General features: G+C 51.8%; 26 protein-coding genes. 11 read left to right on the forward strand and 15 right to left on the reverse strand.

Features of this window, described 5'->3' with window-relative positions; translation table 11 throughout:
• Window positions 1-25: 25 nt before the first annotated feature.
• A complete protein-coding gene (gene envC / locus JK223_RS12605) occupies window positions 26-1,327 on the reverse strand; it encodes a murein hydrolase activator EnvC (protein ID WP_212714528.1) in 1,302 nt (433 codons plus the stop codon).
• 252 nt (window positions 1,328-1,579) lie between these two features.
• Here envC and JK223_RS12610 point away from each other — a divergent pair, with 252 nt between their 5' ends.
• The 5 genes from JK223_RS12610 (at window position 1,580) to cysE (ending at window position 4,702) form a co-directional block, all read left to right on the forward strand.
• Window positions 1,580-2,011: a rhodanese-like domain-containing protein gene (locus JK223_RS12610; protein ID WP_212714529.1), complete on the forward strand. Its 432-nt coding sequence runs from the start codon at window positions 1,580-1,582 to the stop codon at window positions 2,009-2,011.
• A 19-nt stretch (window positions 2,012-2,030) separates the two neighbouring features.
• A complete protein-coding gene (gene grxC / locus JK223_RS12615; protein ID WP_025902403.1) occupies window positions 2,031-2,285 on the forward strand; it encodes a glutaredoxin 3 in 255 nt (84 codons plus the stop codon).
• A 42-nt stretch (window positions 2,286-2,327) separates the two neighbouring features.
• A complete protein-coding gene (secB, locus tag JK223_RS12620; protein ID WP_025902402.1) occupies window positions 2,328-2,786 on the forward strand; it encodes a protein-export chaperone SecB in 459 nt (152 codons plus the stop codon).
• The gene (gene gpsA, locus JK223_RS12625) at window positions 2,786-3,805 is read left to right on the forward strand and encodes an NAD(P)H-dependent glycerol-3-phosphate dehydrogenase (protein WP_212714530.1); all 1,020 of its coding nucleotides are present in this window, start codon (window positions 2,786-2,788) and stop codon (window positions 3,803-3,805) included. Before secB ends, gpsA begins: the two co-directional genes overlap by 1 nt.
• A 75-nt stretch (window positions 3,806-3,880) precedes the next feature.
• Window positions 3,881-4,702, forward strand: a complete 822-nt coding sequence (gene cysE, locus JK223_RS12630) for a serine O-acetyltransferase (protein ID WP_212714531.1) — start codon at window positions 3,881-3,883, stop codon at window positions 4,700-4,702.
• Between the two features lie 27 nt (window positions 4,703-4,729).
• Here cysE and trmL read toward each other — a convergent pair whose 3' ends face one another.
• The 3 genes from trmL to cpxR are packed head-to-tail and all read right to left on the reverse strand — an operon-like array spanning window position 4,730 to window position 7,309.
• Entirely contained in the window at window positions 4,730-5,203 is a 474-nt protein-coding gene (gene trmL / locus JK223_RS12635; RefSeq protein WP_212714532.1) for a tRNA (uridine(34)/cytosine(34)/5-carboxymethylaminomethyluridine(34)-2'-O)-methyltransferase TrmL, read from the reverse strand.
• A 37-nt stretch (window positions 5,204-5,240) separates the two neighbouring features.
• Window positions 5,241-6,617 carry an envelope stress sensor histidine kinase CpxA gene (cpxA, locus tag JK223_RS12640; protein ID WP_212714533.1) on the reverse strand — a complete coding sequence of 459 codons (1,377 nt, stop codon included), beginning with the start codon at window positions 6,615-6,617 and terminating at the stop codon, window positions 5,241-5,243.
• Window positions 6,614-7,309 (reverse strand): envelope stress response regulator transcription factor CpxR, encoded by a 696-nt coding sequence (gene cpxR / locus JK223_RS12645; protein WP_025902397.1) that lies wholly within the window; start codon window positions 7,307-7,309, stop codon window positions 6,614-6,616. The genes cpxA and cpxR overlap by 4 nt, the downstream gene beginning before the upstream one ends.
• A 241-nt stretch (window positions 7,310-7,550) precedes the next feature.
• Between cpxR and JK223_RS12650 the strand changes: the two genes are divergently transcribed.
• The 5 genes from JK223_RS12650 to JK223_RS12670 all read left to right on the forward strand — a co-directional run bounded on the left by JK223_RS12650 (window position 7,551) and on the right by JK223_RS12670 (window position 12,332).
• Window positions 7,551-7,931: a Spy/CpxP family protein refolding chaperone gene (locus JK223_RS12650; RefSeq protein ID WP_343871096.1), complete on the forward strand. Its 381-nt coding sequence runs from the start codon at window positions 7,551-7,553 to the stop codon at window positions 7,929-7,931.
• A 349-nt stretch (window positions 7,932-8,280) separates the two neighbouring features.
• Window positions 8,281-9,183, forward strand: a complete 903-nt coding sequence (fieF, locus tag JK223_RS12655; RefSeq protein WP_212714535.1) for a CDF family cation-efflux transporter FieF — start codon at window positions 8,281-8,283, stop codon at window positions 9,181-9,183.
• Window positions 9,184-9,390: 207 nt separating this feature from the next.
• Window positions 9,391-10,353 carry a 6-phosphofructokinase gene (pfkA, locus tag JK223_RS12660; RefSeq protein ID WP_212714536.1) on the forward strand — a complete coding sequence of 321 codons (963 nt, stop codon included), beginning with the start codon at window positions 9,391-9,393 and terminating at the stop codon, window positions 10,351-10,353.
• 135 nt (window positions 10,354-10,488) lie between these two features.
• Window positions 10,489-11,478, forward strand: a complete 990-nt coding sequence (locus JK223_RS12665; protein WP_212714537.1) for a sulfate ABC transporter substrate-binding protein — start codon at window positions 10,489-10,491, stop codon at window positions 11,476-11,478.
• 71 nt (window positions 11,479-11,549) lie between these two features.
• On the forward strand, window positions 11,550-12,332 hold the full coding sequence (locus JK223_RS12670; protein ID WP_212714538.1) for a CDP-diacylglycerol diphosphatase: 783 nt from the start codon (window positions 11,550-11,552) through the stop codon (window positions 12,330-12,332).
• Window positions 12,333-12,361: 29 nt separating this feature from the next.
• On the opposite strand, the gene tpiA is transcribed toward JK223_RS12670, so the two are convergent.
• From tpiA to JK223_RS12700, 6 genes are all read right to left on the reverse strand, one after another.
• Window positions 12,362-13,132 (reverse strand): triose-phosphate isomerase, encoded by a 771-nt coding sequence (gene tpiA, locus JK223_RS12675; protein WP_212714567.1) that lies wholly within the window; start codon window positions 13,130-13,132, stop codon window positions 12,362-12,364.
• 121 nt (window positions 13,133-13,253) lie between these two features.
• Complete coding sequence (locus tag JK223_RS12680; RefSeq protein WP_212714539.1) at window positions 13,254-13,856, reverse strand: DUF1454 family protein; 603 nt, start codon at window positions 13,854-13,856, stop codon at window positions 13,254-13,256.
• An 82-nt stretch (window positions 13,857-13,938) separates the two neighbouring features.
• Window positions 13,939-14,685 carry a ferredoxin--NADP(+) reductase gene (gene fpr / locus JK223_RS12685; protein ID WP_212714568.1) on the reverse strand — a complete coding sequence of 249 codons (747 nt, stop codon included), beginning with the start codon at window positions 14,683-14,685 and terminating at the stop codon, window positions 13,939-13,941.
• Between the two features lie 263 nt (window positions 14,686-14,948).
• Complete coding sequence (gene glpX, locus JK223_RS12690; RefSeq protein ID WP_212714540.1) at window positions 14,949-15,935, reverse strand: class II fructose-bisphosphatase; 987 nt, start codon at window positions 15,933-15,935, stop codon at window positions 14,949-14,951.
• A gap of 115 nt (window positions 15,936-16,050) precedes the next feature.
• A complete protein-coding gene (gene glpK / locus JK223_RS12695; protein WP_212714541.1) occupies window positions 16,051-17,568 on the reverse strand; it encodes a glycerol kinase GlpK in 1,518 nt (505 codons plus the stop codon).
• A gap of 28 nt (window positions 17,569-17,596) precedes the next feature.
• Window positions 17,597-18,451 carry an MIP/aquaporin family protein gene (locus JK223_RS12700; RefSeq protein WP_212714542.1) on the reverse strand — a complete coding sequence of 285 codons (855 nt, stop codon included), beginning with the start codon at window positions 18,449-18,451 and terminating at the stop codon, window positions 17,597-17,599.
• A gap of 424 nt (window positions 18,452-18,875) precedes the next feature.
• On the opposite strand from JK223_RS12700, the gene zapB reads away from it, so the two are divergent.
• A complete protein-coding gene (zapB, locus tag JK223_RS12705; RefSeq protein ID WP_025902383.1) occupies window positions 18,876-19,115 on the forward strand; it encodes a cell division protein ZapB in 240 nt (79 codons plus the stop codon).
• 57 nt (window positions 19,116-19,172) lie between these two features.
• Here zapB and rraA read toward each other — a convergent pair whose 3' ends face one another.
• The 5 genes from rraA to cytR form a co-directional block, all read right to left on the reverse strand.
• Entirely contained in the window at window positions 19,173-19,667 is a 495-nt protein-coding gene (gene rraA, locus JK223_RS12710; protein WP_212714543.1) for a ribonuclease E activity regulator RraA, read from the reverse strand.
• 328 nt (window positions 19,668-19,995) lie between these two features.
• A complete protein-coding gene (hslU, locus tag JK223_RS12715; RefSeq protein WP_212714544.1) occupies window positions 19,996-21,327 on the reverse strand; it encodes an HslU--HslV peptidase ATPase subunit in 1,332 nt (443 codons plus the stop codon).
• Between the two features lie 11 nt (window positions 21,328-21,338).
• On the reverse strand, window positions 21,339-21,869 hold the full coding sequence (gene hslV, locus JK223_RS12720; protein WP_212714545.1) for an ATP-dependent protease subunit HslV: 531 nt from the start codon (window positions 21,867-21,869) through the stop codon (window positions 21,339-21,341).
• A gap of 86 nt (window positions 21,870-21,955) precedes the next feature.
• Window positions 21,956-22,996, reverse strand: coding sequence for a cell division protein FtsN (gene ftsN / locus JK223_RS12725; protein WP_212714546.1), 1,041 nt, complete (start codon window positions 22,994-22,996; stop codon window positions 21,956-21,958).
• 162 nt (window positions 22,997-23,158) lie between these two features.
• On the reverse strand, window positions 23,159-24,187 hold the full coding sequence (gene cytR, locus JK223_RS12730) for a DNA-binding transcriptional regulator CytR (protein ID WP_371813131.1): 1,029 nt from the start codon (window positions 24,185-24,187) through the stop codon (window positions 23,159-23,161).
• Window positions 24,188-24,207: the final 20 nt, after the last annotated feature.

Consider the following 24,207-nt stretch of genomic DNA (forward strand, 5'->3'; position numbering starts at 1 on the left):
GGCTATTTTCAGAGTCTGTGACACATTATTTCCCTAACCAGCTGAGAGGATTGACGGCCTGTCCCTGTCGACGAATTTCAAAATACAGCGCAGAAACCCCTTGTCCGCCACTGGTCCCGACCAGCGCGATGGGCTGACCTGCGCTGACCTGTTGACCGACATTGACCAGGGCGCTTTGGTTATAACCATACAGCGTCATATCACCTTTACCGTGTTCTATCACAATCACCAGCCCGTATCCTTGCAGCCAGTCAGCCATAATGACACGTCCGTCGGCAATCGCTCTGACATCAGAACCTTCAGGTGCGCTAATGACTAAGCCTTTCCAGCGTAGTTCACCCTGCAAGGTTTCACCAAACCGATGTAACAGTTTGCCCCGCACCGGCCACGGATACTGGCCGGCGGGACGTCCCAGTCCCCCCGTACGGGCCATCAGTTCACGCTCACCCGTGGTCGGCTGGTAACTGGAGCCGGAGGCTTTCGCCTGCGCCTGACGCTGGCGTACCTGTTCGGCTTCCCGGGCTTCCTGCTCAGCCCGGGCTTTGGCTATCTGTTCTGCCCTGGCAATTTTTGCCTGCAGGCGACTTTCGTTCTGGCGCATTTCCACCAGGTCAGCCTGATCTTTTTCCAGCGAGGATTCCAGAATCGTCAGCGTACGCTGTCGTGCGCTTCTGGCCTGCTCCAGTCTGACCTGCTGGGCCTGATACTGCCGGAGCAATTGTTGCTGTTGCTGCTGTTTCTGTTCCAGCACGCGTTTTTTCTCTGCCAGGTCTGCGCGGGTCTGTTTCAGGTCCGCAATATTTTGCTGACGTGCCTGATTAAGATAGGTGAAATACGTCAGAATACGGTCATCACGTTGACCGGCTTCACCACTAAGCAGCAGTTCGAGACCGCTGTGCTGTCCCTGACGGAATGCAGCATCCAGCTGTTGAGCCAGCAGATCTTCTTCGCGGTTTTGCTTATTTTGCAACGTGGTAATGTTACGCGCCAGGTCGTCGATATCGCGATTGATTCCGTCGAGCGTCAGTTGGGTCTGCCGCAATTGCCGGCTTGCCTGGGCGATGACTTTCTCCTGACTTTGCAGTTGATCCAGCAAGTTACTGCGCTGAATTTTCTGAGTCCGGACACGTTTTTCTTTGTCAGCAATATCCTGCCGGATAGAGTTCAGCTGCGCCTTACTGTCGTCGGCAGTCTGGCCTGGCAAAGGAAAGCAAACGATGCCCGCATAAAGCAGGCTCATGACCAGCGGGAGCAGTTTCCGGGACAACGGGTGTTGGCAGGATCCTGTTTCTGGCGAAATGCGGATTTCAGGCTTTTTTTTCGTCATAAGAATACGATTATTTCACGATGCCTGACGCCTTACCAGCGCCGCCGGAGGGATTTAGTGTTTGTATCCGCCCATTAATGGCATAATCAGACAACAGGTAAGGGTTGAGCGCTTAATTGCAGTATTTATCGGCCAGGTCTCACATAAATTGAGCCTTCGATGGTGTTAGTGTCTGTACATGCCGGACTGCACAGGTATACTCAGAACCCTTATATTATCTTATTTTTGTCCGGTCTGGAGTTGTTACCCCTCATGCAAGATATTATGGAATTTGCACACAATCACCTGGTGCTTTGCCTCGCCTGGGTTGTCTTATTAGTCCTGGTGATTGTTACTACCTTTAAGGGGCTGTTTTCAAAAGTTAAAACGATCAGTCGTGGTGAAGCGACGCATCTTATCAATAAAGCCAATGCGGTAGTGGTTGATGTGCGTTCACGTGACGATTTCCGCAGAGGTCACATTTCCGGTGCTGTGAATCTGGCGACGGCTGAAGTGAAAAAAGGCAATCTGACTGAAATCGAAAAGTTTAAAGATCAGCCAGTGATTGTTGTCTGTGCTACCGGACAGTCCGCCGGTGAAGCTGCGGCTCAGTTAAGCGCTGCCGGTTTTACTCAGGTTTCGGTACTGAAAGAAGGGATCAGTGGCTGGAATGGTGAAAACCTGCCGCTCGTTCGTGGAAAATAATTTCGCAGAGGTGCTGACAATGGCAATAATCGATATTTACACTAAACAAACCTGCCCGTTCTGTCACCGTGCAAAAGCACTGTTAGAGAAAAAAGGGGCGGCGTTTAATGAGATTCCTATTGATGGTGATGCCGAAAAACGTGCCGGAATGATCGAGCGCAGTGGGCGAACCACAGTACCTCAGATTTTTATCAATGGAACACATATTGGCGGTTGTGATGACCTGTATGCCCTTGAGGCTGAACAGGGTCTGGACCCTTTATTACAAGCCTGATTTCCGGGCGGGACTTATTTCAACTTAACAGGACCAAGTACCATGTCAGAACAAAATAACAGTGAAATGACTTTCCAGATCCAGCGTGTCTACACCAAAGACATCTCTTTCGAAGCGCCAAACGCACCACAGGTTTTCCAGAAAGAGTGGGAACCTGAAGTTAAACTGGACCTGGATACAGCATCCTCACAACTGGCTGACGGTATTTTTGAAGTCGTATTACGCGTGACCGTAACGGCGACAGTCGGTGAAGAAACTGCTTTCCTGTGTGAAGTTCAGCAGGCGGGTATTTTCACTATCTCCGGAATTGAAGGAACCCAGATGGCTCATTGCCTGGGTGCCTATTGCCCGAACATCCTGTTCCCTTATGCGCGTGAGTGCATTTCAGGTCTGGTATCCCGGGGGACATTCCCGCAGCTGAACCTGGCACCGGTAAATTTTGATGCATTATTCATGAACTACCTGCAGGAACAGGAAGGTAGTGCTCCGCAGGAAGCCTGATGAATAGTCGCAGTGATTCTGTCAGTGTTATCGGTGCCGGTTCCTACGGCACCGCTCTGGCCATTACGCTGGCGCGTAATGGCCACCCGGTTGTTTTGTGGGGACACAACCCGCACCATCTTGAACGTCTGCAGGCCGACCGTTGTAATACGGAGTTTCTGCCGGATGTGACCTTCCCTGATAATCTGCTGATTGAACCTTCGCTGGAAAAAGCGGTGGCAGCCAGCCAGGATATCCTGGTGGTAGTGCCCAGCCACGTCTTTGGCCAGGTACTGCAACAGATCCAGCCTTTGCTGGAAGCCGATTCGCGTCTTGTCTGGGCCACCAAAGGGCTGGAAAGCGAAACCGGCAGGCTACTGCAGGATGTGGCCCGGGATATCCTCGGCCAGGCGATCCCGTTGGCGGTGATTTCCGGGCCGACCTTTGCCCGTGAACTTGCCGCAGGGATGCCTACCGCAATTGCGCTGGCATCGGCAAGCCCGGCATTTTCCGAAGCGTTACAACAGAAGCTGCATTGCGGAAAAAGCTTTCGTGTGTACAGCAACCATGACCTGGTCGGTGTACAACTGGGCGGCGCAGTGAAAAATGTGATTGCTATCGGGGCCGGAATCTCTGATGGTATAGGTTTCGGGGCAAACGCCCGAACGGCGTTAATCACCCGTGGCCTGGCTGAAATGAGCCGCTTAGGTGTTGCGCTCGGGGCAGATCCGGCCACATTTATGGGCATGGCCGGGCTGGGGGATTTAGTTCTGACCTGTACGGACAATCAGTCACGTAACCGGCGTTTTGGTATGTTGCTTGGGCAGGGTAACAGTGTCGATGTGGCAGAGAAAAGCATCGGCCAGGTCGTCGAAGGTTACCGGAACACTAAAGAAGTTCGGGTACTGGCGGCCCGTATGGGCGTTGAAATGCCAATCACCGAGCAAATTTATCAGGTGCTGTATTGCGGGAAATCTGCCAGAGAGGCAGCCCTGTCTTTACTGGGTCGTGAAAGAAAAGATGAGAAAGAGGCGCTCTGAGCAAAGCGCTGACTTGAGTTCCATCACTATGTTTGTAAGCGCCTGTCCGGGCGCTTTTTTATCGGGAGTTTAACGATGTCGTCTGAAGAATTAGCGCAAATCTGGGAAAGCATCATTGCGGAAGCCAGAAGTCTGGCGGAAGGTGAACCTATGCTTGCCAGTTTTTTTCATGCGACACTGCTTAAACACGAAAATCTGGGCAGTGCCCTGAGCTATCTGCTGGCCAATAAACTGGCTAATCCGATTATGCCGGCCATCGCCATCCGGGAAATTGTCGAAGAAGCCTACCGTAAAGACCCGTCGATGATCTTCTCTGCCGCCCGGGATGTTACTGCTGTCAGTCAGCGTGACCCTGCGGTCGATAAATACTCTACGCCGTTGCTCTATCTGAAAGGGTTCCATGCGCTTCAGGCCTACCGTATCGGTAACTGGTTATGGAAAGAGGGCCGTCGGTCACTGGCGGTTTATCTTCAGAATGAGATTTCCGTATCTTTTGGTGTGGATATCCATCCTGCTGCCACTATCGGTTGCGGTATCATGCTGGATCACGCTACAGGCATCGTGGTCGGGGAAACGGCCGTCATCGAAAATGATGTCTCTATTCTGCAATCTGTCACGCTTGGCGGAACCGGTAAAACCTGTGGTGATCGTCATCCGAAGATCCGCGAAGGGGTGATGATTGGGGCCGGCGCGAAGGTTCTGGGTAACATTGAAGTCGGCCGGGGGGCGAAAATCGGGGCGGGTTCAGTCGTATTGCAACCGGTACCGCCTCATACGACGGTCGCCGGGGTACCGGCAAGGATTGTCGGCAGGCCCGCCAGTGAAAAACCGGCTATGGATATGGACCAGCATTTCAATGGCACTATCCCGGGGTTTGAATACGGGGACGGCATTTAACGCCGACCCATACAGCGCCGGCGTTATTTACGCTTTAACAAGCGCGCCGGCATAGTCCAGTTGCCGCCAGGCTTCATACACCACGACAGCTACTGAGTTTGATAAATTCATGCTCCGGCTCTGCGGCACCATCGGAATACGTATTTTCTGCATCGCGGGTAAACTTTCCAGTATTTCTGCAGGCAACCCCCGGCTTTCCGGGCCGAACATCAGATAATCTCCGGCCTGCCATGCCACCGCACTGTGGGCCGGTGTACCTTTAGTGGTCAGCGCAAACAAACGGGCAGGGTGTTCACTGTCGAGAAAGGCCTGATAATTTGCATGGCGGCGGATAGCCGTAAATTCATGGTAATCCAGGCCCGCACGGCGCAGGCGTTTATCATCCCAGGTGAAACCCAGGGGTTCGATTAAGTGCAATGAGAAACCGGTATTGGCACACAGACGAATGATGTTACCGGTATTAGGTGGAATTTCTGGCTCAAATAAGACGATATTAATCATAAAGGGCTCCCGCTCACGAGAGCCGCAGAATAACAAATTATTCGCGTACAGAGTATAACGGTAGCCAGATAGTCAGACGTAATCCGCCTAACGGACTGTCATCCGCTTTAACCCAGCCGTGGTGTTGTTGCAGTGCGGTATCAACAATCGCCAGCCCAAGGCCTGTGCCCCCGGACTCCCGATCCCTGGCTTCATCCGTACGGTAAAACGGCCTGAATATTTGTTCTCTGTCCTCAGGGCTGACACCCGGCCCGTCATCGTCCACATGAATAGTGATACCGGAACGGTCAACAGAGAATCCCACACTGATATGTGAATGGGAGTAACGTAATGCATTACGGATAATATTTTCTAACGCACTCTCCAGGGCATGAGGGTTACCGTACAGTGGCCAGGGTCCCGGCGGATAAGGGATATCCATCTTTTTCCCCATTTGTTCCGCTTCAAACTGCGCGTCTTCCAGCACCCCATTCCATAGCTGGCTGGCTTTCATCGCTTCGCTGACCAGCGCATTGTTGTGCTGGGTGCGGGAAAGCACTAATAAATCATTGATCATACCGTCCAGACGCTGGGCTTCTGTTTCAATACGAGCAAGTTCCTTACTCTCGCCCGACCGGCGACGGAGCAGTGCGGTTGCCAGCTGCAGGCGCGTCAGTGGCGTTCTGAGTTCATGGCTGATGTCCGACAGTAAGCGTTGCTGGGCCGTCATCATACGTTCAAGTGCACTGATCATCTGATTGAAGCTGGCGCCTGCGGCCAGGAACTCTTGCGGGCCTGACTCCAGTTCCGGATGCTGTCTCAGGTTGCCCATGGCGACTTCGTCTGCGGCATACTTCAGCTTTCGGGCCGGTTTCGCCAGGCTCCATGCCAGCCATAACAGAAGTGGTGCGCTGATAAGCATGGTAACAATCAGCAGCAACAGAGGCCGGTCAAACAGGAGGTTAATAAAATCCAGCTGCGAGCTGGTGGCCGGGCGAACCATATAGAGCTGGTAATTATCTTCACCATCCTGGACCGAAAAAGGCCCTACCATTTCGATACGGCCATAGGTTTTCTTTTGCGGATGATCGGCATTATCTGACTGACCGATAAAATTACGGATAATCTGCATTTCATTGTGGCGGGCACCGATGACACGCCCCTCTGAGGTGACCAGCAGAAGATGCTGGCCCGGCGGGGCCCATTTATCGATAGCCCGATAGAGCCTGCGCCACCACATAAGATCATTGGGCGGGTCCTGTGCCAGCTCTGCTTCCACATGCTGCTCTATCATCACACCCTGCCGCTGCTCGCTTTCCAGCAGCGATGTCATCTGGCGTGAGTCGAGTTTCGGCAGCATAAGAACCAGCATCAACACTAATGCCAGTGTTAACCAGAATATAGCGAAGATGCGGGTAGTCAGGCTGCTGATCATGAAGCGGAAACCATCAGGTAGCCTCTGCCGCGCAACGTTTTAAACCACGGATGACCGTCCAGACGTTCCGGAAGCTTACGTCGCAGGTTAGAGATATGCATATCAATGGCGCGGTCAAAGGGCGTCAGGCGTTTACCCAATACTTCCTGGCTCAGATGCTCCCTCGAGACGACCTGGCCAAGATGCTGCGCCAGTAAGTAAAGCAGTGTGAATTCAGTTCCGGTCAGCTCCAGCACCTCTTCCCCAAAGCTCGCTTCCTGACGGCCCGGATTAAGTTTCAGCTGATCAACCTGTAATGCCGGAGAGGCGTTATCGGTATGTTGCTGCTCACTCCAGTTTGAACGGCGTAAAATGGCACGGATTCTGGCTACCAGTTCGCGGTCGTTAAACGGTTTTGGCAAATAGTCATCAGCCCCCAGTTCCAAACCCAGAACTCTGTCCAGCTCGCTGCCGCGTGCTGTCAGCATAATCACCGGGGTCTGGTGCTGCTGGCGGAGTTCTTTTAAAGTATCAATGCCGTTTTTCCGTGGCATCATCACATCTAATAACAGCAGGTCAATGGAGTTATCCAGCAGAGAAAGTGCTTTCTCGCCGTCGTCCGCCACTATGATTTCAAAGCCTTCCATCTCGAGCAGTTCTTTTAATAAAGACGTTAGCTCACGATCATCATCAACCAGCAAAATTTTATTCATTATGGTTTCCTCCGCAGGAAAAATACCGTGTTCCATGGTGTTCAGGTTGTCACTTTACGTAGTTTTACACCCCCTGACGGATGTTTGCAGCCACTCGATTACACTGGCTTTCGTTGGGTTGAGAAACGCCAGTTCATCTCCGGAGTCAAGGATGCGCCAACTTATTTTCGCCGCACTTTCGTCACTGGTTATTGCAGGTTATGCATCGGCACAAGACGAGGTGAATGATTCGGCACCGTTCATGACTAAGGCTGCTGAAAGTATGACTGCTGATAGTATGGCGCAGAATCTTCAAAATCATATGTTTGATGGTATTGAATTAACCGAACAGCAGCGTCAGCAGATGCGGGATTTAATGTTTCAGGCCCGTCAGATGCAACCTGAACCGTTTCTCAGCGAGATGATACAGCAGTACCGGTTAGTGACGGCGCCCTATTTTGATGAAACCGCGGTGCGTATGCAGGCCGAAAAGATGGCACAGAGATACGTGAGCGAGCAGGTAGAGATGGCCCGGGTCCGCCACCAGATGTTTACTCTGCTAACCCGCGGGCAGCAGGCAACCGTACAAAAGAATTTTGAGTTACGCATCGATGATATGCGTGGCATCAGCCAGTTACCGTAACCAGCAGCGCTGATTACCGTAAAGCAGTACCAACAGTATGCCGTACCCTTTTCCTTGCCATAGACACCATCCCTGTCTTCCCCCTCAGTCATGAGGGGTTTTTTTTGTCTGTTATTTACTGACCCCGGGGGTGGGCTGTCCGCATATACGGTGACGGGCATCAGGCCGGGCTGACAGTCATGGCACGAAAAAAACCGTTTTTTCACCTGCAACACTTGTTACACTGATAAAAAGTGAGCAGTAACAGGGGCGTTACCCTGTGTTCTGTCTGTGGTCTTCCCGACGGGAAGTCGCTGCGGTCCTTTAAATAAATCACTGTTTCTTGATGTTCAAACGTTCAGGAAGGTTTATGGTGAGTTCTTATGCCAGACTGGTGACCTCGGCAGCTATCGCTGCGACGGTTCTTGCCTGTGTGCTTCTGGTGGTTAAAACGATAGCCTGGTGGTATACCGGTTCGGTCAGTGTATTAGCAGCACTGGTCGATTCACTGGTAGATGTTGCTGCGTCATTCACTAACCTGCTGGTGGTACGTTACGCCTTACAGCCGGCTGATGATGATCATACGTTTGGTCACGGCAAGGCCGAATCTTTGGCAGCGCTCGCGCAAAGTATGTTTATCAGCGGGTCGGCGTTATTTTTATTTCTGACCAGCATCCAGCACCTTATTACTCCCGGTCAGCTCAGAGCGCCGGTTATCGGGGTGGTTGTCGCGATCTGCGCACTGGCTTCAACCCTGATATTGGTTCTTTTTCAGCGCTGGGTCGTCAGTAAAACGCAAAGTCAGGCTATCCGCGCCGACATGCTGCATTATCAGTCTGATGTCATGATGAACGGAGCCATTGCGCTGGCGTTGATCCTTAGCTGGTATGGTGTTTCCTATGCCGATGCCCTGTTTGCTTTCGGGATCGGTATCTATATCCTGATCTCCGCGATACGGATGGGGTATGAGGCTGTTCAGTCTTTACTGGACAGGGCACTGCCTGAAGACGATCGTCAGCAGATTATCAGACTCGTAACCCAATGGCCGGGCGTCTGTGGTGCACATGATTTCCGAAGCCGCCAGTCAGGCGCCACCAAATTTATTCAGCTACATCTTGAAATGGCAGATGATTTACCGCTGAGAGCTGCTCATGATCGGGCCGATGCACTCGAAAAAGCCCTGAAGGATATTTTCCCGGCCGCCGATGTGATCATCCATCAGGACCCGTCGTCCTCGGTGGCTGAGGATAAACGAGGGATGTTTATTATTTAGCATAAATATCAAAATGTTAAATTTTGCGGTGGCCCGGAGAAACGTTATTATTGTCACATAATCGTGTTGAGTGACCTGAATCAATCCGGTCATAAACGTTTGGTATATGATAGAGCGAAATGAATTCTAATTGTCGACGCGGATACAGATAATGGTCGCGTTGAGTGCAAAGATTAACCCTTAGTTTCAGACTATCCAGAGGTTGTCATGATCAAAAAAATCGGTGTATTGACCAGTGGCGGGGATTCCCCTGGCATGAATGCAGCTATCCGCGGCGTGGTCCGTGCCGGATTAGGAGAAGGGCTGGAAGTTTTTGGGATCTATGATGGCTACCTCGGATTGTATGAAGACAGGATGGTCAGCCTCGATCGCTACAGTGTTTCGGACCTGATTAATCATGGCGGGACGTTTCTGGGGTCCGCTCGTTTCCCGGAATTTCGTGAAGAATCGACCCGTATGATTGCAATGGAAAATATGAAAAAACGCGGGCTGGATGCGCTGGTAGTGATCGGTGGTGACGGTTCTTATATGGGGGCTAAGCGACTGACTGAGATGGGCTTCCCCTGCATTGGCTTACCGGGCACCATCGATAACGATGTGGCAGGAACGGACTACACCATCGGTTACCATACGGCTCTTGAAACTGTGGTTGAAGCGATAGACCGTCTGCGGGACACTTCTTCGTCTCATCAACGTATTTCGATTGTTGAGGTCATGGGCCGGCATTGCGGTGATTTAACACTGGCTGCAGCGATTGCCGGTGGCTGTGAGTTTTTTGTGACGCCGGAAATTCCGTATACCCGGGAAGAGTTACTGGCTGAGATTAACGCCGGGATTGCGAAAGGTAAGAAACATGCCATCGTTGCCATCACCGAACTTATCTGTGATGTCAGTGAACTGGCGCGTTATATTGAAAAAGAGACCGGCCGGGAAACCCGTGCGACGGTACTGGGCCATATTCAGCGGGGCGGGGCACCCTGTGCTTACGATCGGATTCTGGCTTCGCGTATGGGGACTTACGCGATAGACCTGTTGTTACAGGGTTATGGCGGTCGTTGCGTCGGTGTGCAGAACGAAAAAATGGTACATCACGATATCATTGATGCCATCGAAAATATGAAGCGTCCTTTCCGGAAAGATGTGCTCGAAACCGCCAAGAGATTGTATTAATTCAATAAGCTGCCGGCAGTTCTCTGCCGGTACGCGTCTTTTATTCGTTTGAGATATAAAAACGATTTTTTAGTTCTTTAAGTTATTTTTCCGGTTATGCCACCCTGTCTCTCTATAACACCAGGGGGGCGAAAAATGAAGAAATGGCATGTGGGTCTGGCATTACTGATGGTTTCCGGAAGCACGCTGGCAAAAGATTATCAGTTGCTGAATGTCTCTTATGATCCTACCAGAGAATTTTATGAGCAATATAACAAAGCGTTCAGTGCTCACTATAAACAGGAAACCGGCGATAATGTGATTATTCGTCAGTCACATGGCGGCTCCGGCAAGCAGGCGACCTCAGTAATTAACGGTATCAGAGCGGATGTGGTCACTCTGGCACTGCAATCGGATGTGGATGCCATCGCTAATAGCGGCCGGATTAATAAAGACTGGATCAAGCGCCTGCCTGATAACTCTGCTCCTTACACCTCAACCATTGTTTTCCTTGTCCGCAAAGGAAACCCGAAGCATATCCATGACTGGAATGATTTGATCAAGCCTGGTGTGGCCGTTATTACCCCGAACCCGAAAACGTCCGGCGGTGCGCGCTGGAACTACCTGGCAGCCTGGGGTTATGCACTGGATAATAATCACGGTGACCAGCAGAAGGCTCAGGCATTCGTTAAAGCACTGTATAAAAATGTTCAGGTGCAGGATTCCGGTGCCCGTGGTGCGACTAATACCTTCGCAGAACGCGGCATCGGGGATGTCCTGATCGCCTGGGAAAACGAAGCCTATCTCGCAAAAAATAAGCTCAAAGACCAGGATTTTGAAATCATCACCCCGAGTGAGTCTATTCTTGCAGAGCCTACGGTGGCCGTTGTCGACAAAGTGGTTGATGAACGTGGTACCCGTAAAGTGGCGGAAGATTATCTTAAGTATCTGTATTCCAAAGAAGGGCAGACGATTGCGGCCGAAAATTACTATCGTCCGCGTGATCCGCAGGTTGCGAAACAGTTCGCGTCACAATTCAAGCCGGTTAAGCTGTTTACGGTCGATCAGAAGTTCGGCGGCTGGCAGCAGGCTCAGAAGACACACTTCAGTGATGGCGGCACTTACGACCAGATCATGAAACCGTAACTATCACGGTAAGTGACTTTCCCCCTGATTGACGTAACATAGAGATTCGATAAATCAGGGGGATAATGGAGATGAGTGTTTTTACTGGTAAAAAAAAACGATGGTTTAGCATCGCTGTTGTAACGTTATTGGTTTTACTGACGGCTCTCTTTTTTGTGCACCGCAAAGATCAGGATCACTCCGGGGTGTTATGGAAATTTGTCAGCCAGCAGTGCGTTCCGGACATGGAAAAGAATAACAATCCGGCCCCTTGTAAAAAGGTGGATATGACCGGAGGGTACGTCCTGTTTAAGGACCTTGTCGGTCCATTGCAATACCTGCTTATGCCGGTCAACAGGATCACCGGTATCGAAAGCCCGCTGTTACTGCAACCCAACACCCCTGACTTCTTCCTTGCCGCCTGGCGGGAACGGCATCTGTTGTCAGAAACCTACCATGCGCCTATCCCGGACGATGACCTGGCAATGACCATCAACTCGGTCTCAGGACGAACGCAGAATCAGTTACATATTCATATGTCCTGTCTGCGCCCGGATATTGCAGCACAGTTAGCAAAATCCGCATCCGGTTTCGGCCCGGAATGGCAGAGCATTACCCTGCTGTCACATCCGTATCAGATCAGGACGCTGAGTCAGCAGGAACTGGCGCAGGAAAGCGTCTTTATCCGCGTGGCGCATGAAATTCCCGGAGCATCCTCACAAATGGGGGATTACGGACTCGCTCTGACGTCGTTACCTGATGGTAAGCTGGTATTACTGGCCGTGAAGAAAGAATTACTGAAAGGGAATACCGGGTCTGCTGAAGAGTTACAGGATCATCAATGTGCGATCCTTAAATCTGCCAGCGGTGCCTGAGGCACCGCCGGACATTACCGCCGCCGGTTTTAACCGGCGTTTTTGGCTGCTGCCGCGGCATTGACGATCACAGCAAACGCATCTGCTTTCAGTGACGCACCACCGACCAACGCACCATCAATATCCGGCTGAGTGAAGAGCTCAGCCGCATTTTTATCGTTTACAGAGCCACCGTACTGAATGATGACTTGCTCCGCAATGGCCGCATCTTTCTTAGCGATGTGCTGACGAATAAACTGGTGAATAGCCTGCGCCTGTGCAGGGGTGGCAGATTTACCGGTGCCGATAGCCCAGATAGGCTCATAAGCAATTACCGCATCTTTGAACGCGTCAGCACCCAATGCATTCAGCACGGCATCAATCTGACGGGCACACACTTCTTCTGTCTTGCCAGCTTCATTTTCAGATTCAGTTTCGCCAATGCACAGCACCGGGATCAGGCCTGCTTCTTTTAAGACAGCAAACTTTTTGGCGATGAACTCATCACTTTCTTTATGGTAAGTACGGCGTTCTGAGTGACCGATAATAATATATTTTGCACCAATATCTTTTAGCATTTCCGCAGAGATGTCACCGGTGAATGCGCCGGAAAGATTGATATCGACATTTTGTGCGCCGAGAGAAATATGGCTTCCTGAAAGGGCATGCTTCGCCTGATCGAGGTAGATCACGGGAGGGGCAATGGCAACATCGCAGCCATCAACACCCGATAATGCTTTACGCAGACCGTCGATCAGATCGCCAGTCATTTGTTTGTTACCATTCAGCTTCCAGTTACCCATAACTAATGGATGTCGCATCATATCCTCCGCATTTACGCGATTCGTTAAATACTACTGCCGTCAGGCAATGGTGTCTGTGGAACAGTATAAAGCTCAAATTTCTTAACTGCTTTGTTTTTCGTCATAAATCAGCGTCAGATCAGGAACCCCGCAAAATAAGCCTGACAGGCTCGATTGCCAGCGTCATTTCTCTGTCTCCGGGATACGAGACGACATAACGTAACGCGCCATCGGCATCGATATATCTGCCTTTCTCTTTACCGTTTTTTAATAATGAGTCCAGTTTTAGCCGGCTTTCCTGAAGGGATAACTGAGGTGAAAAAAAGTGGATCAGGGCCGCCATATAACCGGTCGCCTGCTCACGGGAGAGTTTGTCTGTGCTATTTTCGGGAGAAACCCAGGTCATCTGTATCGTTTTGATTTTACCGCTTCCGGGTTCCAGGGCCGTGGAGGAGTAAAGGGTTTCGTCTATCCGGCTGGCGGCCAGGATAACGGTATTTCCGTCATCTCCGGTGTCGATGGTGCGGTATTCGGGGAGCGGCGTTTGCGGATTAGCCAGATTAAATTTTTCCCGGAATTGCGCAATGGTATGGCTGAAAACCGGGGCGCCGGGGAGAACATACGGTGCAACCGGCGGAGGATTTCCGGCAAAAGCACACCCGGAAAACAGCCAGAAAAACAGGAAATAATACGCCCCGCGAGGGACGTTGTTGAGTCGTTTGCTGAGGATGTTTTTGATCACTGGAGGTTAATCCACCTGGTTTAGCGTGACAAAAGCGATATCTTTCCACTGCCGGATATCTTTCGGATAGCCCGGCGTCAGGTTACCAATACAACTCACTGGTGATGTGGCCCGGTTTACGTCGCAGATGCGTTAACATTTTACGGGTTGATTTCAGTAAATCACGCGTTTCTCTGACCATCTGCGGGTTACCGCACAACATAACATGGCTGGTTTCTGCAGTCAGTGAGAGACCCGTGGCATTTTCCAGCGCACCACTCTCAATCAGTGCCGGTATCCGTCCGTGCAGACTTCCCTCGCTTTCTTCACGGCTGACAACGGTTTGTATCTGTAATTTGCCATCGTATTTTGCCTCCAGCGCCTGCATTAATGGCAGATAACTTAAATCTGCGGCATAACGGGCCGCGTGTACCAGCACAATGCGCCGGAAACGGTCCAGGCCTTCACCCTGCTGCAGGATTGACAGGTAAGGGCCGATAGCCGTCCCCGTTGCCAGCATCCATAATGTGTCGCAGTCCGGTATTTCGTCGCAGACGAAGAAACCGGCGGCGTCCGTTGTCACCATCACCGGATCACCGGGCGTCAGCCGGTGTAAAGACGGGCTCAGTTTGCCGTCAGGAACATTGACCAGATAAAACTCAGCCTGTGGATTATCCGGTGCATTCACATAGGAATACGCACGCTGGACCTTTTCGCCATCAATTTCCAGAGCCAGTTTTGCAAACTGCCCGGCAACAAAAGGTCTGACCGGTGCCTGTACGACCAGACTAAATAATGCCTCTGTCCAGTGTGTGACAGAAATGACTTTACCTTCACACCATTCTGCCATAGGTTGCTCCTCAAAGTTCAAGACAATAGATGACAGAGCCATCATCCCTTTGATGGTGCCGGTTTTCCACCCTTTGCGTACACGAAAGCTCATATCGACAAACTCTGATACCTGTCAGGGGAGAACAGTATTTATGCCGGGAGTGCCGATACCTGACTGCCGGCAGAGAAGAGCAGGGGGATCCTCTGGCGGGATGTGAGTAGGATGACAGATGATCACTCCCGCTGAAGGCCGTGATCATCCGTTGCAGAGGGATGCTACCGTTAAGGCTGGCGGTCAGGCCGATGGATCGATTGAATACGGCGGACGGTGCCGCATTTTCCGCGGATAAGCAGGGTCTCGCTGGTGGCGATATTTCCTGTGCGGGTGATCCCTTTCAGCAGGTCACCATCGGTGATACCGGTCGCTGCAAAGATCACATCATCGTCCCGGACCATCTGCGACAGCGTCAGCTTTTTGTTTGCCTCAATCCCCATACTGGCACAGCGCGATAATTCCTGTTCACCTGCCTGCCGGTTTTCTTGATTGTCCCCTTTAACCTGATGGCGGGGCAGCAGACGGGCCTGCATATCACCGCCGAGCGCGCTGATGACCGCCGCGGAAATGACGCCTTCCGGCGCTCCGCCAATACCATACATCACATCCACCGCCTTATCAGGCATACAGGTCAGGATAGATGCAGCCACATCACCGTCAGGGAAGGCATAGACCCGCAGGCCAGCCTGATGGAGTTGTTCGATCAGTTCCTGATGCCGTGGCTTGGCTAATACGGCGACGGTCAGTTCGCATAAGGGTTTCTGCAAGGCATCCGCGATCCGGGCCAGATTCACGTGGAGTGGCAGGTCGAGGTCGATGCAGCCTTTCGCTCCGGGACCGGTGACCAGCTTCTCCATGTACATGTCAGGGGCATGCAGAAAGGCCCCTTTATTCCCTATAGCCATCACCGTCAGTGCATTGGACTGTCCCATCGCTGTCATCCGGGTACCTTCGATAGGATCGACGGCAATATCAACCTCATCACCGTGTCCGCGGCCGACCGGCTCACCGATATAGAGCATGGGCGCTTCATCGATTTCGCCTTCACCAATAACAATCTGACCACGGATATCCAGGGAGTTAAGCGTAGTGCGCATGGCATTCACGGCGGCACCATCCGCAAGGTTCTTATCGCCACGTCCAAGCCAATGATGACCCGCCAGGGCCGCGGCTTCTGTAACACGGGCGAATTCGAGGGCTAATTCTCGTTTCATTGTCGGTTTTATCTGCAGAAAAAGGTCAGGTAGTGTACCACAGGCAGGAAATCGGAAATTTACAACTTATGGCCCGCAGAGGAACTGCGGGCCGGAAGTTAACGTGCTTTAGTGACTACACTTCTTTTTCGTCTTCCCAGCCACGGGCGCGGGAAACGGCTTTTTGCCAGCCGGCATAACGATAGTTACGCTCGGTCGTTTCAATCGAAGGGCGGAACTCGCGTTCAATTACCGATTTTTCGCGCACTTCCTCCAGGTCTTTCCAGAAGCCTACCGCGAGACCGGCCAGGTACGCAGCACCTAAAGCGGTAACCTCGCGGACTTCCGGACGCTCTACCCGGGCACCCAGAATATCGGCCTGGAATTGCATCAGGAAATTATTTGCTACCGCACCGCCGTCAACACGTAATGACTGTAAGCGTGTCCCTGCATCATTTTGCATGGCTTCCAGGACATCACGGGTCTGGAAGGCTATAGACTCCAGCGTTGCACGGATAATATGGTTAGCATTGGCTCCCCGGGTCAGCCCGAAAATCGCACCACGGGCATACGGGTCCCAGTAAGGCGCACCCAGTCCGGTAAATGCCGGTACCATATAGACGCCATTAGAGTCCTTAACCTTGGTCGCAAAGTATTCAGAGTCCAGGGCATCGTTGAACAGGTTCAGCTCATCCCGCAGCCACTGGATCGAGGCGCCGCCAATAAATACCGCGCCCTCCAGGGCATAGTTCACTTCTCCGCGAGGGCCACAGGCGATAGTGGTCAGTAATCCGTGTGTGGAGGTGACGGCCTCTTTCCCGGTGTTCATCAGCATAAAGCAGCCCGTACCGTAGGTATTTTTGGCCATGCCCGGCTGCACACATAACTGACCGTAAAGTGCGGCCTGCTGATCCCCGGCGATACCGGCGATAGGAATACGGGTGCCCCCTTTCCCCCCGATGTTTGTCTGGCCGTAAATCTCCGAGGAAGCTTTAACTTCCGGCAGCATCGCGCGCGGGATATCCAGGATATCCAGCATTCTGTCATCCCACTGCAGTTTATGGATATCAAACATCATGGTTCTGGAAGCATTGGTATAGTCGGTGATGTGCACCCGACCCTGGGTCATTTTCCAGACCAGCCAGGTATCTACGGTACCAAACAGCAGTTCACCCTGTTTCGCCCGTTCACGGGCACCGTCCACATTGTCCAGAATCCATTTTACTTTGGTGCCGGAGAAGTAAGGGTTGATCACCAGTCCGGTGGTATCCCGGATATACTCCTCAAGGCCTTCTTTTTTGAGTTTTGAGCAATAATCAGCGGTACGCGGGTCCTGCCATACAATGGCGTTATACACCGGCTTACCGGTTTTTTTGTCCCAGACGATGGTGGTTTCACGCTGATTAGTGATACCGATAGCCGCAATCTGATCAGAGCGGATGTCGGCATGAGCTAATACTTCCACCAGGGTTGAACTTTGTGATGCCCAGATATCCATCGGGTCATGCTCTACCCAGCCGGTTTTCGGATAGATTTGCGTAAATTCACGCTGTGAAACTGCGATAATATTTGCGTTGTGGTCAAGAACGACGGCCCGTGAGCTGGTGGTTCCCTGATCCAGTGCAACGATGTATTTATTCTCGGCGTTAGTCATAATCTGTTCCTGATGAAATCACTTAGGTTTACGCTTTACGCTGTTCAGAGCGTGACAGAGAGTCTTCTGAGGCTTTAGTCGCCGGAAGCGGAGCATTCACCGGTAAGTAGCGACCGATAAAATTACGGTAGATAAACGCCCCTAAACTTGCACCGATCAGCGGTCCGAAGACCGGTACCAGGAAATAAGGGATCGTTTGTCCGCCAGTGAAAGCGACTTTTCCCCAACCTGCCAGCGCGGCGAACATTTTCGGACCGAAGTCACGGGCAGGGTTCAGGGCGAAGCCAGTCAGTGGGCCCATTGCGGCACCGATAATCGCGACCAGTAAGCCAATTAATAACGGCGCCAGGGGGCCGCGTGGTAATCCGTTGCCATCGTCAGTCAGTGCCATAATGACAGCCATTAATACCGCGGTGATGACCAGTTCGACGAAAAAGGCCTGAGCAACGCTGATATGCGGGCTGGGATAAGTGGAAAAAATGCCCGCCAGATCCAGGCTGGCCACACTGCCACGTACCATCTGGTGAGTTTGTTCAAAATCGATAAACAGGCTGCGGTACATCGCATAAACCAGGGCAGCGGCACAGAACGCTCCCGCGACCTGAGCGATAATATAAGGGATAACTTTACGGCCTTCAAAGTTGCCAAACAGGCAGAGCGCAACGGTGACGGCGGGGTTAAGGTGTGCGCCAGAGATCCCTGCACTCACATAGACGCCCATGGAAACGGCCAGACCCCAGACAATACAGATTTCCCATTGTCCGAAGCTTGCACCTGCCAGTTTCAATGCAGCTACACATCCGGCACCGAAAAACAGAATCAAACCGGTGCCGATAAATTCGGCTATGCATTGCCCTGTCAGTGTGTTCGTTGTTTGACTCATGATGAATTCCTTCAGTGAGATTAAATTAATCGGTGTTATGTGTCCGCTCCCTGGGCCACCCGACTTTTCTTGTAGGGTTGATGTAAATTTATCGTTAACGAGCAAAAACGATAAATACCGAACTCAAAATTTGTGTCCCGTGTCAAAAAAAATGAGCGAATTCGAGTATTTTGTTAATTCCCGGGCCGTCAGAAGAGGGTGGGGCCGGGGATTTCTGACGCTTTCCCGGAAGGTGTTCCCGAAATACCGTGGTTTTTCACCGAAAAAGTGTTACAGACTGCTCCGGAAATCACCGGGTAACTGGACTTGCTTAATCAGGCTTCATACAATCAGGTGATGGTTGCCGGCTTCAGGAATTTTACAGGGTTTGTAGGGTTGTGGCCGGCACATCAACGCCTTGCGATCTATAGGAGAGGTTATAAAAATGTCATTTGAAATGTTCGAAAAACTGGAAGCAAAAGTACAGCAGGCGATTGATACTATCACCCTGTTGCAGATGGAAATTGAAGAACTGAAAGAACAGAATAATACGTTAAAGCAGGAATCACTGCAGGTTGCCGGCAACCATGACTCTTTAACGCGTGAAAACCAGCAGTTAAAAGAAGAACAGCAGCAGTGGCAGGAACGTCTGCGGGCTTTGCTGGGAAAAATGGATGAGGTTTAATTCTGTCATGGAATGAACCGTGAATCGGGTGCCGGGGCACCCGTTTTGCCCGGGGGATCAGGCTTCTTCCGTTGCCCCTAGCGGGTTTTCCGAAAGAATGATGCCGGTGTTATCAGCGTAGAGATAATCACCCGAGAAAAAAGTCACACCGCCAAAATTCACACGGATATCACTTTCCCCGATACCCTCACCTGCGGCACCTGCCGGGATAGCAGCCATCGCCTGGATACCGATATCGAGTTCTTCCAGCTCATCAACCTGGCGTACTGAGCCATAAACGACGATACCTTCCCATTCATTCTGCGTCGCCAGCTGCGCAAGCTGCGCATCAATTAATGCACGTCTGACAGAGCCTCCGCCATCGATCAACAGCACGCGCCCCAGTCCATTCTCTTCGAGCAGATCATAGATCAGGCCATTGTCTTCGAAGCATTTGACGGTGGTTATCTGACCACCAAAAGAAGTGCGACCGCCAAAGTTTGAAAACAAGGGTTCAACAACATTCACTTCTTCATGGTAAATATCACACAGTTCAGAGGTATCGTATTTCATAGCCGTATCATCTGGTTGCCAGAGGAAGGGAAAGTATATCGTGTTCTGTCCACGGATAGCAAAAAGCATCCAACGTTATTGACGGTACCAGCATAAAAGCAGGTGATACCTGCCGGTGTACCGGATGAACACTGCCCGAATACCGGCTGGCATTCCGGTAGCGGAGACCGGCGATGCTGCACGTCCCTGGCCCTGCTGCCGTCGGGTCCGGAATGCCAGTAAACCCTCCTCAGACACGACGGTGACATAAAGAGGGGAGAGATTTTTATCAATAAAAAAAAGACCGCTGCACCTGAGATGCAGCGGTCTGAACATCGCTTACGTGAAATTACAGGATGAAGCGGCTCAAATCCTCATCCGCCACCAGTTTATCCAGGTGTTCGCTGACGTAGCTCGCATCAATCGTCACGGTATCGCCCGGACGTTCACTGGCATCAAAGGAAATATCTTCCATCAGACGTTCCAGCACCGTGTAAAGACGACGGGCACCAATGTTTTCTGTCGTTTCATTGACCTGCCATGCTGCTTCGGCGATACGACGGATACCGTCGTCGGAGAACTCAATGGTAACGCCTTCCGTGGCCATCAACGCTTTATATTGAACGGTGACTGAAGCACTTGGCTCGGTCAGGATACGTTCAAAATCATTTACTGTCAGCGCCTGCAACTCAACGCGGATAGGTAAACGACCCTGCAGCTCAGGGATCAGATCTGACGGGCTGGCAACCTGGAATGCGCCTGAGGCAATAAACAGAATATGATCGGTTTTCACCATGCCATGCTTGGTCGATACGGTACAACCTTCGACCAATGGCAGTAAATCACGCTGCACCCCTTCACGTGAAACATCCGGGCCTGAAGACTGTCCGCGCTTACAGATCTTATCGATTTCATCGATAAACACGATGCCATGCTGTTCTACGGCATCGATGGCTTCCTGCTTCAGCTCTTCCGGGTTGATCAGCCGGGCAGCTTCTTCTTCAATCAGCAGTTTCAGGGCTTCTTTGATTTTCAGCTTACGGGACTTCTGCTTTTGTCCCCCCATGTTCTGAAACATGGACTGCAACTGGCTGGTCATCTCTTCCATGCCAGGAGGCGCCATGATCTCGACGTCCATCGGCGATGCAGCAAGATCAATTTCGATCTCTTTATCATCCAGCTGACCTTCGCGCAGTTTTTTGCGGAAAGACTGCCGTGCCGCTGAAGGCTCGCCGGATTGTTCAGGCTGCCCCCAGTTATTTTTGGCCGGTGGGATCAGTACATCAAGAATGCGTTCTTCCGCCTGTTCTTCGGCCCTGACTTTATTGCGTTCGATAGCCTGGCTACGGATCATCTTGATCGCAGAGTCAGTCAGGTCGCGGATAATCGAGTCCACTTCTTTACCGACATAGCCGACTTCGGTGAATTTTGTCGCTTCTACTTTAATAAACGGTGCGTTGGCCAGCTTAGCCAGACGACGGGCAATCTCGGTTTTACCGACGCCGGTCGGACCGATCATCAGAATATTTTTGGGCGTCACTTCATGGCGCAGCTCGGCATCCAGCTGCATACGACGCCAGCGGTTACGCAGAGCGATTGAGACAGCGCGCTTAGCACCATCCTGACCAATGATGAACTTGTTCAGCTCACTGACTATTTCGCGGGGAGTCATTTCAGACATATAAAAAATCCTTACGGCCTGGACGTCAGTTCTTCGATAGTGACGTTATGGTTGGTATAGATACAAATATCACCCGCAATTTCCAGCGCTTTCCCGGTAATATCTTTGGCACTGAGCTCTGTGTTTTCCAGCAGAGCGCGGGCAGCTGCCTGTGCGTACGGGCCACCGGAACCAATGGCAATTAAATCATTTTCGGGCTGGATAACATCACCGTTACCACTAATGATCAGTGAGGCATTTTCGTCGGCTACAGCAAGGAGGGCTTCCAGACGGCGAAGCATACGGTCGGTACGCCAGTCTTTCGCAAGTTCTACGGCTGCTTTGACCAGGTGACCCTGGTGCATTTCCAGTTTACGCTCAAACAGTTCAAATAATGTGAAGGCATCGGCAGTGCCCCCGGCAAAACCAGCAATGACCTTATCGTTATACAGACGACGTACTTTTTTGACGTTGCCTTTCATTACGGTATTGCCAAGCGTGGCCTGGCCGTCACCACCAATAACGACCTGGCCATTGCGTCGAACACTTACAATCGTTGTCACGGGCCACCCCTTTTCATAGTGAAAAAAAGACTCCGCGCAGTGCGCGGAGCAACTTAAGGGGATATATGGGGGGGATGGAAATGTTTTCAACCCCCGGCAGGGAGAGTTATACAGTTTGCATGCCCCGCACCACGGAGCTGTTTAACGATACTTTCGACTTTCGTATGTTCTGAATAAGGGCCGATCACGACGCGGTTCCAGCCGCCGCCGGTGGTGATACGGCTTTCAAACCCTTCAAATGCCAGAGAGGCCCGTGCGGACTCTGCCTGGGCAGTTCCCTTAAAGGAGCCACACTGTATCAGCCAGCGTTTTCCGGAAGCCGCAGCCGTCTGTTTTACCTGCTCCCGTGGGGCAGGGGTGACATTTTGTGACGGTGTGGCTGCTGTGACGGGGGCTGCAGCCTGAGACTGGCGTTCTGCACGTTGCTGACGATCTGCCTGCTGTTGACGTTCCGCTTGCTGCTGACGTTCGAGGCGTTGTTCGCGTTCCGCTTGCTGCTGCCGGGCTAACTGTTGTTGTCGTTCGAGACGTTGCTGGCGCTCTGCACGCTGTGCCTGCAGCAGTTGCTGTTGCTGAAGATTCTGCTGTTGCTGATAGCTCTGTGGCTGCTGGTAGCTTTGCTGCTGGCGTAGCGACTGTTGCTGCTGGTAGTTTTGTTGCTGGCGCAGGGTTTGTTGTTGCTGTGCCGGAGTTTGCTGATTCCACGGCACTTCGTTCAGCTGTGTCGGTTGCTGACGCATGTCTTCAGCCATCTGCTCCAGCAACTGACGTTGTTCATCGGTCAGCTGAGTCTGCGAGTGAATTTCTCCGCCGGCGGTCGGTTCGGTCGGTGTTGCCACCGTAGTCTGCCGATCTTCGAGCTCTTTGATGTATTTCCAGCGCTCTTCGGGTTTAGGCGGTAAGCCGGTACCGGCATTTTTGTGCGGAATAATTTCCTGTAGCTCTTCTTTTTTATGGTGGGCAATAAACCATAAACCACCGATAAAGCTCACCAGCACGGCAACGGCCAGTACGATAATCAGTGGGGGAAGTCCTGAGCTGGATTGCTTCTTTTTGCTCCGGGAGGTGTTTTTTTTGCGTTGCGTCCCTGTTGAACGCCCGCGGCCTACATAGTCTTTTTGTGCCACATTCGTTCCGATAAGTTAAAAAATCAGCCTGCCGGGCGAATCGCCCGAAATATTATTCAATGGCAATAATTACCCCATTTTACTCAAGGGGATGAACTTTGACCAGTAAACTCTGCATCAGACGTTGACTGAAAACAGGGCGATATCGCCGCGATTTCCCGGCTATCTGGCGGGTGTTACTGTCGATTGACGTACCGTCAGACCCGCCTCCAGTAAACGTGATCCGCCGTTGACCCGTTTTCCCTGAATAATTTCTATCAGTAATGCGGCTGCTTCACATCCGATGCGAAAACGTGGCTGAGTGACGGTGGTCAGGGGGGGATGACTGTACTGCGCAGCGTCAATATCATCGAAACCGATGACTGACAGCTGTTCAGGAACGCGGATCCCCATCAGAGCGGCCTGATGCAATACACCCAGCGCCATGCGGTCATTATGGCAAAAGATGGCATCAGGAGGGTCGGGCAATTGCATCAGATAGGTCAGTGCATCGCAGCCGGACGCAAAGGAGAAATCTCCGCGTGCCAGATAACGGGGCTCCACCGGAATATTGCGGCGGCTTAACGCCTGAATATACCCCTGTCGCCGGTAACGGCAATGCGACATGGTATCCGGGCCGGTGATACAGGCGATTTTCTTTAACCCTGAGTCGAGTAACCAGCTTACGGCGTTAAACGCTGCCGTCAGATTATCAATATGCACGGTCGGAAATGCGAGGTCGGCAGAAAATTCATTGGCCATCACCAGCGGAGGTAATTGCTCGCGGTACGAAAGCCCGGATAACACCGGAACCTGAGAGCCCAGTAAAAGCAATCCATCTATCTGGCGGGTGAGAATTTTGTCCAGAAAACTGACTTCCTGCAAATTCTGGTGAGCGCAGTCGCCGGTCAGTACCAGATAGCCTGCTGCGGCCGCGGTGACTTCTATGCCACGGATGATTTCATGAAAAAAAGGGTCACAGATATCAGGCACCAGAATTAACAGGATTCCGGAATCATTACTCTTTTGATGACGGGGGTTAAGCGTGGAGGAATAGCCCAGCTCGTTCATCGCCTGCATGACTTTATTTCGGGCAGAAGGGGAGACTTTATCCGGAGAGGTTAATGTCCGTGACACCGTGGCGGTGGAGACACCGGCTTTTTTTGCGACATCTTTCATGGTGGTACGGTATGAAGGCAGGTTCTCTTCCACAGCTCAGGCTCCCGGGATAA

It is taken from the genome of Tatumella sp. JGM118 (assembly GCF_018257515.1).
GTDB classification, from domain to species: domain Bacteria; phylum Pseudomonadota; class Gammaproteobacteria; order Enterobacterales; family Enterobacteriaceae; genus Tatumella; species Tatumella terrea.